Genomic DNA, 13,250 nt, shown 5'->3' on the forward strand with positions numbered 1-13,250 from the left:
TTTTTATCTTCTTCTCATAGGAGGATAGCGATCGTAGAACCGTTTTTTATCCTCGTACATGCGGGAATCGGCTTCGTGCATCGCCATGCGGATGTCTCCCCCGTTCTCGCTAAAATAAAAACCTAACGCAAAACTAACATTTTCCGGATCAGCTGAATCCTTGCGTAGCTTTTCGACGCTCTTTTCCAGCTCTTCTTTAGGCTTGTTTGTAGCCACGACGACGAATTCATCTCCTCCGGCACGGTAAATCTCGCACCCCTCAAAAACGGACTTGAGGATAAAGGCCGCTTCCTTCAAAAGGCAGTCTCCTGCGTTATGTCCATCGGAATCGTTGATAGTCTTGAGTCCGTTCAGATCCGCAAAAACGATTCCCAGTTTTTCTGGAGCGCGTTCGCGGCCTGTCACCAGACGAAGAACCTTGTTGTTCATGGCGTTTCTATTCAGGACCCCTGTCAACAGGTCGGTCGTGCTGAGCATCTCAAGGCGTTGTAGCGACTGGTAGTTTGCAATCTCGGAAGCGATAAAGAGCGTGGTCAGTTCCAGGGTCTCTTTTATATATTCAGTATTTTTCGTGTCAAAGTTCGTGGCCCAGATAAAGCCGATCGTTTCGTTGTTATGCTGAAGCGGGAAAAGCACTAGACTCTTTACCCCGGCACTCTGGAGAGAACGGTGCCAATTCGGATTCCTCCGCTTGACCTCATCCATATCGTGTTTGTTTTCAATAATCAGGCAGTTGCTACCGGCAATGGTTTCGAGCCAACTCTTGGCATAATCAATAAAGGAGTCGTTCAGATAGTTCTTGAGCGAGTATTGACCGGAGTTCGGCTTGATGCTTTCGCTCAGCAACGAACAAGTCCTCTCGTGAAAGTCTGTGAGAAGGATGCAACAGTAACTCGATTCGCAAATAGAACGGATGTCCGCGATGACTTCGTCCATGGTCTTGAGAAAATTCTTGGTACTGCGGAGCTTGATGCATGTTTTCAGCACTTCGGAAGTGGTCTGTGCCGAATGATTTGTCAGCTGGTCGATGTTTGTCTCTGTCGAGATTTCTTGCGTATAGGTGCAATAACACTTGTTCGGATCGTCGATACTCAGCGGCTGGCTAAAAATATTGAACCAAACATTAAACCGGTCCGGAAGAATGTAGGCATGCATCGGCTTCTTGTGAACCGCACTGCTAACAATAAAGTGTTCAAAATTCAGGTCTTTGGGAATATATTCCGTATATTCCTTACCGGGAACGAAAGCTTTGTCGTTATTAAGATTGATTGGCGAATCGTAACTCTTTTCAAATGTGGCTAGGTAGGCCTTGTTGCCTGCTTCGATGCAGATTTTGCCGTAGCTCCCGTCGGGCTTTTTCTCTACGGATAAGATGCAAGTCATTAAATCGAACTGGTCGACGTATTCCTGCAAGTCCATAAACATCTCCTTATCTGCACAAAGATAAATAACATAAACACCTGAATAATATAATAGCACTTTTTATAAGAAAAAGTGCTATAAAAAACATTAATGTAAGGAATTCCATATTACAGTTAGGAATAGTCCCTACTTAGAAATATCCTTGACGACCATGATTCCGCTGCGTTCAATTTTGGGGTATTGACGCATTCCTTCGCCGCCTTTGCCCTTGTCGAGAACCTCCAGGAGATCGCCCTTTGTGGAATAAAGATGCAGTTCCCAAGGCCCGTTCGGAGCATTGAAGTAGCCGGAGTTTTTCTGCACATTGCGTTGGAAGGTGCGATTGAGACGATCCGCCACGCTACGAGCCTGGACAAGCGAAATGTCACAGAGTTCCCACGAAATCGGTACGCCGCCCATATCGTAAATGAGCAGGGCCTCCATATCGCTAGCTTCTTTCATGGTAAACTTCCAGCTGAAGTTTTGCCAACTGGTACTCAAGTCCAAGATACGTCCGTTTGCGTAGGGAGTGTATTCCTCGGCGTCCTTCTTGATATTCACATTCAGGGTGCGGGGCTTGTCGGCCTTGGCGCGCATACTGAAAATGTAGGTGACGCCTTCGCGCAGGGAAAGCTTTTGCTTGAACTGCAAGTTCCAGGATTCCTTGCCCGCCTTCTTGATGTCGAAACGGACTATTCCCTGGTTGACCTGAACATCGGCTTTGCCTCCCCAGAAATCCACCTGCCAGTTCGAAAGAGGTTCTTCGCTTGAGAAATCTCCATTTTGGATCAGGTTCGTTCCCAATACCTGCGAGCCGATGTCGAAATTCTTTTCCTGGATGAACATCGGGATGACACTTGTGTTCTGGATGCCGTTCGGATTGTCGACGCAGACATCCTTGCCCCAACCGACCAGGGTGTTGAATGAACTATGGACGGTCATGTCCATTTCGGGACTGTCCGAGTTACCGGGACCCCAGCTCCAGGCTAGCCAGCCGATATTCAGTCGTTCCGCCTCGGACATAATGTACCTATAAGGGATATCCTTGATTCCCCCAGCGGCAACGGGCGCGAATTCACCAATAATTAAAGGCAACTTGCTGTCGACGGATGCTTCCAGCACGCCCTTGATGCGGTCCTGAACGGTTGCGTAACCCGTCTTTTGCGCATCGTGACGTTCGGTGGGCCACCACATGTGAATCGAAAACAGCAGATTGTGCTCAGGGTCCGCCTGCAACAGCTTCGGACCGACTTCGAGAAGGTTCTTTTCGCTTTGCCCCCACTGGTCAGCATCAATCATCAGGGGTACGCGGATTCCCGAAGCGCGCATTTTGGTGACAATCGCATTGTAGGTGGTGAAAAATTCGTCGGCATCCATTACTTCAGCACCGGGTTCATTACCGATGTTCACAATCAAGTATTGCTGATGGTTGGTAATTAGCTGGAGCGTTTCTTCGCGAAGCCAGAATTCCATCGCTTCCATCAGGCGATCCCAGTTGCCCGTCGTGTCATGAATTTCCGGGATGGGAATCATGCCGTTCGAAATGCACTGGGTAATGATGTTGTCCAAATCGCTGACTCGACCGCGCGTATTCCAAACAATTCGAACGCAGTTTGCACCGGTTTTTGCAATTTCAGGAATCGTCTTTCCTTCACGGTCAGTCCAGATGAACATGTGGTTGATGCCACGAAGGATGACCTTTTCGTTATCTTTGCTGTATAAAAAGCGGTCCTGAACAAAAAATCCCGGTTTAGCCGAAGCCATATTCATAAAATCAAATTCTCCATTTTTTACAACTGAAAAATACAATTATTTATGAAACAAGGGATAATTTTTTTGAAAAACACAAAAAAAATGGTTGGAATATTTGCAACAAGGGAATTTTTAGGCCCACTTCGCCTGGATCTGTCTTTCGGGGAGGTGTTTCCAGTATCGAACCGGCAGACATTGTTTCATGAGTTTGGAATTTTCGCGTTCTTTAATGGCGATGGTTTTATAGTAATCCTGCCATAGTTGTACAAAATTGTCGGACGAGTTCATGGCCGAAACCTGTCGTATATTCGGAATGGACATCTCGACGGGATTCTTTCCGTCGTAGTAGACTCCATAGCCTCGCTTGGAATCGTAAATGACCCATCGTTCGTTGGCAAACCGGCCTCTGAAATGTCCGATCAGCAACTCGAGAATGTCGTATTTAGGTTCTATCTCCGAGAAATAGGTGCCATCGGGCATTCGGCTGAAGCGTACCATACCAAGCATTCCTCCGACTTCGCGCCTTACAGAACGTGCGATCATGAAAATAGGAAGCATCTCGTCGGAGGTGGGATTTTTCGCGTAGGTCGGGTCAACTCCGCGGAACATTTTACGGAGATAAGCGAGGATTTTCATCTCAATTCCGTCTTCTTCGGAGCGGAAAGCGGCATCCAGTGTCGATAGAATATCTGGGCTTGCCTGGTTCGATATAGCCCGCTTGAGTCTTTGGGCGGATTCCTCCGAGGTCTCGATACGGAACGGCTGCATAAAGAGATTGCAGGGAGCATCGCTACGGTCAGGACGAATTTCACCGACATCCAAATGCTGACGATAGATTTCAAAGACGACACTTAAGAAACCGTTGAATGTTGAATCGTATGAAATGGAAAGCATAAGTTAATTCAGAATTCGGAGTTCTAAGGTTGAAATTAAGGGAGATTCGGTGCTTTGATTTCGGTTCTTAGGCAGGCAGGGCAAGAGTTTGATTAGAGAATAAATCTAGTTGCAAAGGTTGGGGCTTGGGAAGCAACAAGGGGCGCACCATTTCAGGGTACAATCGACGCAGGCAGGCCGGTGTATCGGGATGGTAGATGAAATATTGCGCGCGCTTCAGGACCACCCCCATTTTTTTCATCTGTTCAAGACGAATCTTGCTGAATCGCCGTCCAGAAACAATCAACTGGGCTGATTTGACACCGATTCCCGGAACCCTTAGCAGCATCTCGTAATCGGCCGTCTGGATGTCTATGGGGAAAAATTCAGGGTGCCTTAGTGCCCAGGCTACTTTAGGATCCAATTCCAAATCCAGGTTTGGGTGTGCCGTGTCCACGATTTCGTCGTAGCCGAACTTATAGAATCGCATCAGCCAATCTGCTTGATAAAGTCGATGTTCGCGAACCAGCGGAGGCTTTGTAGTGAGCGCGGGAAGCCTCTTGTCGGCATTTATAGGTACATATCCCGAAAAATAGACGCGTTTCATTTGCTGTTGCTTGTAAAAGCCGTTAGAAAGTGTCAAAATCTGTAGGTCGGTCTCCCCCGCCGCCCCGACAATCATCTGGGTACTTTGTCCGGCAGGTAAGAACTTAGGCGAATAACGGGAATGTTCCGTCTTGTATTCCAGCTTGCGCTCGGCAAGGAAGTTCATTGGCTTGTAGATGGAAGCATGGTTCTTTTCGGGAGCCAGATATTGCAATGCCCGGTCCGTCGGAATTTCGATATTTACGCTGCTACGGTCGGCGTAAAGCCCGGCTTGGTACAGGAGATCGCTTGATGCTCCGGGAATCGCCTTGAGGTGAATATAGCCGCCGAACTTGTGAACGGTGCGGAGTTCCTTTGCAATTTGCACAAGCATTTCCATGGTTCGGTCGGGAGTTCCTACAACGGCTGAACTCAGGAAGAGTCCCTCGATATAGTTGCGACGATAGAACTCCAGCGTCAGTTCTATCAGTTCCTTGGGAGTGAACGTGGCACGGGGAATGTCGTTGCTGCGGCGATTGATGCAATAGGCGCAATCGTATTTGCAGGCGTTGCTCAAAAGCACCTTTAGTAGCGAAATGCAGCGCCCGTCTGCAGACCATGTGTGGCAAATACCTGCACTGCAAGCGCTTCCGAGCCCGCCTTGAGGGCCCTGACGCTTGGATCCGCTGGAAGAACACGAAACGTCGTACTTGGCCGCCGCGGCAAGAATTTTCAATTTCTCCTGCACATTCATAATTGCCTTTTTGTTTAGTTGCACTTTTGTTCACTATAAATATAAACACAACTGCTCAAAAAAGCAAGTGCAAGGAGAACTTTTTTATAAAAAAATCGAGCGTGGGGGAAAAGGCATGTAGCCTGTTATCGGAGCGATGGGCGAACCTTTGGGAATGGGCTCTTTTCTGTGTTCGCTATACAAGAAAAGGACCGCTTTGATGCGGTCCGTTATCTTGATTTTAGTTCTTAGTCTTTTTCTTGGACTTCACCTTTTTTTCTTTGTTTTTTTTTCTCTCTTCTCTTTTGCCTTGGCTTCACGTTGTTCCCTGGCGAGACGGGCCTTTTCAGCCTTTTTAGCTTGGCGTTCTGCCTTCAGGGCTTCCCTTTCGGCCTTTTCCGCTTCGCGTTCAGCTTTCTTTGCCTCGGCTAGAGCTTTTTCGGCTTCTTGCAGAGCCTTCTGCGCTTCGAGTTTTGCCGCGAGAGCCTTCTTTCCCCTTTCGATGGCTTGGGCGATTTCGTCATCGTCCTTCTTGGGGGCCGTCGATGTTGTATCGGTCGAACTTGCCTCGGCGGAATCCGCTGCGGCCTGTGTTTTCGCTAGGTCTTCTTCGGCATCCTTCATAGCCTCTGCAGCCTTGGCGCGTTCCTTTTCCTTAACCGCGATGTCGGCATTAATCGCAATCTTCTTGACGGCTGCGGAGTCCAGATCGGGGCATATCAAATCCTTGCCGCCTTTTTGCCCGTCAGCGCATTCCATTTGCCCCTGGAACTTACCCATTTGGTAGGTTCCCCATTGCTTTTTCGTTATGCGTTCGGAGTAACAAACGGATTCGCCTGGCATCCACTGGTAGCAGGTATCTTTCACGGTCCAGAAAGTCACAAGACCGTTGGGAAGCCCCTTGTGGAACACTCCGCCAAATTCACCGAAGTCGACAAAGCCTTCGAGGCTGTTCGCGTTAAATGTCAGCGTTACCGGTTTTTTCTTGAACGGGTTGTATACGGTCATGCGTCCGTGCAGGGCGTTACGCTTGTAGGGAATGTCTGCCATGACGAAACCCTTGTCCGAGAACATACGGACCGTTCCATTTACGTAACCCTGCGTATAGGGCACTTCCAGGAACTTAAAGTAATAGGAACTGTCCCCCCTGCCGTAAACCTTCTGGTCGAGAACGCTAGAACGGTAGAACGTGGAGATTCCTTCGCGCATGCCCATTCTGTAGTTGGACTTCCAGAGGATTCCTCCCCATTCCGGGCCCTGTTTCTTGGGGTAGGTCGGGTCATTCATGTAGCCGATTTCTTCGCCGTAAAGAAGGCCGTTGGCATCGACATGTCGTACGTTTTCTACATAGCCGTTGGCGGCAAAACCGGTCAGGAGTCCCTTGTTCAGACAGCGGACGTCGCTATAATCCGTAAAGCGACCTGCAGCGCTCGGAATCAACTTGCGGGGCATCCCCGAAAGGTGGAACAGATACGGGTTGCGCATGTCGCTTTCAAGAGTGGCGTCGGGCCTGTTATGGACATTGATAAAGCAGTTGATGGAATCCGCCGTAGCCTTGTTGGCTTCGACATATTCGCCGAACGGAGTTTTTTCGCCATCTTCAAAGTTCAGTGCGACAGCACCTTCCAGGACGCCACCCTTCGCATAATCCGAAAGCATCGGAACAGACTGCTTGATATGGTCCACGCACTGTTCAATGAAGAATTCTTCGGAACAGGTCATGCCTTTGGGACATGTCAAAAGACGAGGTTTCGGGAGATCCCAGACCTGGACGATCTTTTTCCCTTCATCATTTGCTCGCCAACCAAAACCACCCTTTTCACGGACAGTGTAGCAACCACACACCTTGGCCTCGTCGCGAATGGCTCCGATACGGTTCCTTTCCCTAGGGACAATGTTTGTTGCTGGCTCTATCCAACAGTCCATGTATTCAAAATGATTGATATCGTACATGCCCGGCATATTGGCCGCTTCGGCAGAATCCACCGCGGCAAGTGCATCTTCAAAATCATCGGCAAAAGCAACAGAAACGGTCAAGGCTAGAGCCGAGGCAATCTTCAAAGAAATCGATTTCATACAAGGCAAATCTATATATATAAAGTGAATTTGTCTTGTCAATTAAGTTTACATAGGTGTTTTTGTCCCCCTTGCCCTAATTTACAGATTTTGGTATCTTTACAACACGCCATCGACGACCCGGAAAAACCTTCCGACAGCCGCCAGACGAGAACGGTACGGCCAAACGGATTTAATCCGCGAACCGCCCCGACCTACAAGGCAAAAATAGGCAAAACGATGGACATCAAGATTCTACAGCAGCCCGACGACGTTACCTGCGGGCCGACTAGCCTCCAGGCGGTGTACAACCACCTTGGCTACAAGATTTCTTTAAAGCAACTGATTTCTGAAATTGAGTTCTTGGAAGACGGCGGAACGCTGGGCGTTTTCCTCGGAATCGACGCTTTAAAGCGCGGATTCAAGGCGACCATTCATTCGTACAACCTGACGCTCCTGGACCCCACCTGGAGCACCCTCAGCATGCCGAAACTGAAAGCAAAGCTTGAACTTTTGCACAAAGCAAAGCACGCCCCCAAGCTCCGCAAGGCAATCAAGGCGTATATCCGCTTTATCAACCTGGGCGGAAAAGTTGCTTTTGAAGATTTGCGGGCTGCCATGTTCGAAAAATACTTCAAGAAGGGAGTTCCCGTCCTGTGTGGGCTTTCGGCCACCTACCTGTACAGCAGCATGCGGGAATTCACCGGCAAAGACGACAAGTCCGTATTCGACGACATCCACGGTGAGCCCACGGGGCACTTCGTGGTGGTGTACGGCATCGACGAAAAGAAACAGTTCATGGTGGCCGACCCCGACGGCTCCAACCCCCTCCACAAGACTCCCTACTACAAGGTGGATAAGTTCCGCCTGCTTCACAGCATTTTGCTCGGCGTCATGACCTACGACGGCAATGTGCTAGTCATTGAGAATAAGAAATAATAGCGTAACATCGTCATTGCGAACGAAGCGATGCAATCCAAAGAAACAGCATGAAAAAGTTAATCGTTGTAAACAATCCCAAGCACTGGAAGTTACACGTTCCGGGCATCGATATCATTTCGGCACAGGACTACCTGATTTCGAGCAAATTCACTAACGAACGCAACTTGCGCGTATTCAACCTTTGCCGCGATTACAATTATCAAAGCAAAGGCTACTACGTATCGCTCTTGGCTGAAGCCCGCGGACACAAGGTGATTCCGGGCGTCAAGAACATGCGGGACTTCAAGGCTCCGGCAGTCATCAAGCATATTTCCGACGAAATCGACAACCTTATTCAAAAAAGCCTGCACAAACTAACTGGCACGGAATTCGTACTTTCGATTTACTTTGGCCAGAACGTGAGCCCGCAATACCTGGAGCTTTCGCAGGAACTCTATCGTTTGTTCCAGGCACCGCTCCTTCGTGCAAAGTTTGTGTTCAAGCAGAAGTGGTTTATCCAGAGTATTCGCCCGATTTGTGTGGATGAAATTCCCGAATCCCACATGGAATTCGTCGATAAATTTGCGCAGGAATACTTTGAGAAAACCCGCTACGCCACCAGCAAGGAAGAAGATTACCTGTACGACTTAGGCATTCTCACGAACCCCGACGAAGTGGAGCCGCCGAGCAATGCGCAGGCTATCCAGAACTTTATCAAGGCTGCCGAAGAAACGGGATTCCGCGTGGAAATGATTACCAAGAAGGACTACCCGCGCGTAGGCGAATTCGACGCCATATTCATCCGCGAAACTACCAACGTGAACCACTACACTTACAGTTTCGCCCGCCGAGCCCAGTCGCAAGGCATCGCAGTGATTGACGACCCCGACAGCATTCTGCGCTGTTCTAACAAGGTGTACCTGCAAGAACTGATGCAGGCGGCCAAGATTCATTCGCCGAAGACGATTATTGCCCATGCCGAAAACCGCCACACGCTCGCCAAGGAAATCGGGTTCCCCATGGTGATCAAGTCGCCGGATTCCAGTTTCTCTATGGGCGTGAAGAAAGCCACCAATAAAGAAGAACTGGAACAGATTCTCGACGAAATGTTCCAGCATAGCGACCTACTGATTGCCCAGGAATTTACGCCGACGGAATTCGACTGGCGTGTGGGTGTGCTCGACGGCAAGCCGCTCTACGCCTGCAAGTACCACATGGCCAAGGGCCACTGGCAAATCTACAACTGGGAAAGTGACGACAAACAGAGCGAAGAGTTTTCGGGCAAGTGCGAAAGCATCCCCATCGAGATGGTTCCGCACGGAATCGTAAAAACCGCCCTCAAGATTTGCAGCCTGATTGGCAACGGTCTTTACGGCGTGGATTTAAAGGAATGGCACGGTCATCCGATTGTGATCGAAGTGAACGACAACCCGAGTATCGACGCGGGAATTGAAGACGGCGTGGGCAAGAGCAAGGTTTACCTCGCCATCATGAGGTCGTTGCGCCACCGCATCGAAGAACGCATGAACGCCGCTCAGCATAAGCTGCAGCAACATGAGAGGGAATGGTTTTGATTTTACACGTCATTGCGAGGGCGTGTAACGACCGAAGCAATCCATACTAATTTTTAACATCAAAAATAGATTGCATCGCTTCGCTCGCAATGACGCAACTATGACGAGAACTTATTATGGCAAATTATAAATTGTGGCAACGATACGGCATCGAGATGGAATACATGATCGTGGATCGTGATTCCTTGAACGTTCTCCCCCGCGCCGATGTACCGCTCGGAAAAGACAAGAATGGCGAGCAGCTCTCTGACGTGGAACACGGGCCGATTGGGCTTTCTAACGAGCTGGTGAGCCATGTGCTGGAATTCAAGTGCGCAGAACCAGTTGATAGTCTGAAGCACTTGGGCAAGACATTCCACCACGAAATCCTGAAAGCGAACGAATCGCTCAAGAGCATTAACGCGATGCTCTTGCCCACGGCGGCCCACCCCTTTATGGACCCCGCCGAGATGAAACTTTGGCCCTACGATTGCTTGGACATTTACCAGGCTTATGACCGAATCTTTAACTGCAAGGGTCACGGCTGGGCAAACCTGCAATCGACCCACATCAACCTTTCCTTCAACGGCGACGAGGAATTCGGAAAGCTACACGCGGCCATTCGTGCGCTGTTGCCACTGATCCCCGCCGTGGCAGCTTCTAGCCCGTTTTTGGACAGCAAATATTGCGGATTCTTGGATGGACGAATTGAGACTTACCGCCATAACCAGGAGAAAATTCCGAGCATTACGGGAAAGGTGATTCCCGAAGCGGTCTTTACCTACAAGGATTACGAAGAGCAGATTTTCAATCGCGTGAAGGCAGACATTGCTCCATACGACCCGGAACATCTGCTGAACCATTTCTTCTTGAATAGCCGCGGAGCCATCGCCCGCTTTGATCGCGGGGCTGTAGAAATCCGCCTCGTGGATATCCAGGAATGCCCCGATGCCGACATCGCGATTGCCGAATGGGAAGTTGCCGTGTTGAAAGGTCTTGTGGAAGGCGCTTTCGCAAGCGAAACTGAAATTCGCGCCCTCGATACCGATGCACTCGCCAAGATCCTACTCGCAACGACAAAATCCGCCGAAAAGACTGTGATTACCGATCACGATTTCTTGAATATTTGGAAGGTTGACGCTAGCGAAATCACCGCCGGTGAACTCATCCAGAAAATCACAGACAGCGTCAAAACCAAAATCAATTCGCATTCGCAGGCCATGCTTGCCGAAATGTTCAAGCGCGGAACGCTAGCCAGTGCCCTCGTGAAAGCCGTCGGTGCAGACCCCGATCGAGACGATTTTGTATACGAATATGGCCGCCTCGCCCACTGCCTTGCGGAAAATAAGTTGTACGGAACAGAAAAATAGTGTGAAGTGTGAGGCGTGGAGTTAGAAATGAGAAGTCTGGAGTGAGTAATGTGAGGTGTGAAATGTGGAGTGTGAAGTGTGGAATGCAATTAAATGTCATCCTGGAGCGACTGAAAGGAGTGACGGGATCCATACAGTTCAATAAACATTTATATTTCCATTATGAATAAAAGAAGCGACTCCATCTTAATCCTCACTTGCGAACATGCGTGCAATCGCCTACCCGCCGCCTTCAAGAAGGCCGTTCCTGCAGAGATTTTGAAGACTCACCGCGCCTACGATATCGGAGCGTACACAGTCTTTCGCAAGCTGGTACGCTTCGCGAAGCCGGAATTTAGCTGCGAAGGAAAGTTCTCGCGTCTGTTTGTAGACCTGAACCGCACCATCACCAACAAGAGCGCCTTCAGCGATTACTTGCGGGAGCTCGAAACACGCACCCCGGCAACCGCCGCAAAAATAAAAGAGTCCGCCACAAACTACTGGACTGAATACCGCGAGAACATCGAAAAGTTTGTCGCTCAAAACATAGGTTCGCTTCGACAGGCTCAGCGACCAGAAGCGGCCATCGTTCACCTGGGCATCCACAGCTTTACGCCGGTACTGAACGGCAAAGTCCGCAACACCGACATCGGAATCCTCTACGACCCCACCCGCCCGCAAGAACGCGCCTACGCGCAAGTCATCAAGGGCGAAATCAAGCGGCTCTACCCCGCCATGAAGGTCCGCTTCAATTACCCGTACAAAGGAACTTCCGACGGGCTCACTACCACACTCCGCAAGAAATTCGGCCCGCGTTACGTGGGAATCGAGATTGAGATAAATCAGAAGTTTTTTCAGCGGTGAGGTTCGAACTATGAGGTCGGCGCAAAGCGCCTTTGAGCTCGTTTCACTTTGAGTTTTCCAAACAAAAGAGCTCTAGGATTTATCCTAGAACTCTTTCACTTAACGTCTGCCAAAGGCAGACGTGCTCATACCTCAAAGGCGCACTTCAGGGCGCCGTGCTCATACCCATTACAAGCAGTGCGCCCTTAATTCTTCGTCGCTCAAGGTGCTGAGGTATGCAGGCGGCACGTCGAGAACGGTCTTGCAACCGGTCACTCCGTTAGCCTTCATGCGGAGAGCCGCGCGGGCGTAAGCCACGAGAACGCTGGTCGTGAATTCCGGGTTGGAATCGAGCTTCAGGCTGTATTCGATCACGTGCGTGTGTTCCTTGTTCATGCCGGTCTTGCCGGTACGAATCACGAAACCGCCGTGAGCGAGGCCGCTGTGGTTCTTGTTGAATTCCTCTTCGCTGATAAAGTTCACCGTGGTGTCGTATTCATCGAAGTAGTTCGGCATCGTCTTGATGGCGTTTTCGATATAGGCCCTGTCGGCACCTTCTTCGGCCACCACGTAAACCAGGCGCGTGTGCTTCTGGCGGGTGGTGAGTTCCGGCATGGAACCGCTACGCACGGCTTCGAGAGCGGCTTCCACCGGGCAGGTGTACTGCTTCGCATTCTTCACGCCCTTGATGCGGCGGACAGCGTCGCTGTGGCCCTGGCTAACACCCTTGCCCCAGAATGTGTAGTCCTTGCCTTCCGGGAGAATGGACTGGGCGTACACGCGGTTCAGGCTGAACATGCCCGGGTCCCAACCCACAGAAATCATCGCGATGTTGCCAGCAGACTTAGCGGCAGCGTCGACGGCAGCGAAGTGCTGCGGAATCTTGGCGTGGGTGTCGAAGGAATCGATCACGTTGAACATGGCGGCGTACTTCGGGGTGAGCACCGGCAGGTCCGTAGCGGAACCGCCACAGATGATGAGCAGGTCCACCTTGCCTTTCCAGGCTTCCATTTCAGAAACGTTCAGCACCGGAACGCCCGCCGTCTGGATCTTGACCGTAGAGGGGTCACGACGGGTGAAAACGGCGACCAGTTCCATATCCGGAGCCTGCTTCACGGCGCATTCCACACCGCGACCCAGGTTACCGTAACCGAGAATAGCAATCTTTGCCATAACAATGTCCTT

At 50.2% G+C, this 13,250-nt stretch carries 10 protein-coding genes; 4 read left to right on the forward strand and 6 right to left on the reverse strand.

Annotated elements, in window-relative coordinates:
* Positions 1-3: 3 nt before the first annotated feature.
* The 5 genes from Q0P86_RS12550 to Q0P86_RS12570 form a co-directional block, all read right to left on the reverse strand.
* Positions 4-1,419, reverse strand: a complete 1,416-nt coding sequence (locus Q0P86_RS12550; protein WP_290992131.1) for a sensor domain-containing diguanylate cyclase — start codon at positions 1,417-1,419, stop codon at positions 4-6.
* A 129-nt stretch (positions 1,420-1,548) separates the two neighbouring features.
* Positions 1,549-3,165: a cellulase family glycosylhydrolase gene (locus Q0P86_RS12555; RefSeq protein WP_290992134.1), complete on the reverse strand. Its 1,617-nt coding sequence runs from the start codon at positions 3,163-3,165 to the stop codon at positions 1,549-1,551.
* Positions 3,166-3,285: 120 nt separating this feature from the next.
* Positions 3,286-4,047 carry a TIGR03915 family putative DNA repair protein gene (locus Q0P86_RS12560; RefSeq protein ID WP_295039870.1) on the reverse strand — a complete coding sequence of 254 codons (762 nt, stop codon included), beginning with the start codon at positions 4,045-4,047 and terminating at the stop codon, positions 3,286-3,288.
* 67 nt (positions 4,048-4,114) lie between these two features.
* A complete protein-coding gene (locus Q0P86_RS12565; RefSeq protein WP_295039873.1) occupies positions 4,115-5,365 on the reverse strand; it encodes a putative DNA modification/repair radical SAM protein in 1,251 nt (416 codons plus the stop codon).
* Positions 5,366-5,611: 246 nt separating this feature from the next.
* Positions 5,612-7,420, reverse strand: coding sequence for a hypothetical protein (locus Q0P86_RS12570; RefSeq protein ID WP_295039876.1), 1,809 nt, complete (start codon positions 7,418-7,420; stop codon positions 5,612-5,614).
* A gap of 90 nt (positions 7,421-7,510) precedes the next feature.
* Here Q0P86_RS12570 and Q0P86_RS12575 point away from each other — a divergent pair, with 90 nt between their 5' ends.
* From Q0P86_RS12575 to Q0P86_RS12590, 4 genes are all read left to right on the forward strand, one after another.
* Complete coding sequence (locus Q0P86_RS12575; RefSeq protein WP_295039878.1) at positions 7,511-8,338, forward strand: peptidase-C39 like family protein; 828 nt, start codon at positions 7,511-7,513, stop codon at positions 8,336-8,338.
* A gap of 50 nt (positions 8,339-8,388) precedes the next feature.
* Entirely contained in the window at positions 8,389-9,894 is a 1,506-nt protein-coding gene (locus Q0P86_RS12580; protein WP_291022571.1) for a RimK family protein, read from the forward strand.
* A gap of 116 nt (positions 9,895-10,010) precedes the next feature.
* Positions 10,011-11,243 (forward strand): glutamate-cysteine ligase family protein, encoded by a 1,233-nt coding sequence (locus Q0P86_RS12585; protein ID WP_295039880.1) that lies wholly within the window; start codon positions 10,011-10,013, stop codon positions 11,241-11,243.
* 162 nt (positions 11,244-11,405) lie between these two features.
* The gene (locus tag Q0P86_RS12590) at positions 11,406-12,086 is read left to right on the forward strand and encodes an N-formylglutamate amidohydrolase (RefSeq protein ID WP_295039883.1); all 681 of its coding nucleotides are present in this window, start codon (positions 11,406-11,408) and stop codon (positions 12,084-12,086) included.
* Between the two features lie 168 nt (positions 12,087-12,254).
* Here the strand turns inward: Q0P86_RS12590 and Q0P86_RS12595 are convergent, their stop codons facing one another.
* Positions 12,255-13,238 carry a diaminopimelate dehydrogenase gene (locus tag Q0P86_RS12595; protein WP_290991726.1) on the reverse strand — a complete coding sequence of 328 codons (984 nt, stop codon included), beginning with the start codon at positions 13,236-13,238 and terminating at the stop codon, positions 12,255-12,257.
* Positions 13,239-13,250 lie beyond the last annotated feature (12 nt).

The sequence above is a fragment of the uncultured Fibrobacter sp. genome (assembly GCF_946062555.1).
In the GTDB taxonomy this organism is placed as follows: Bacteria; Fibrobacterota; Fibrobacteria; order Fibrobacterales; family Fibrobacteraceae; genus Fibrobacter.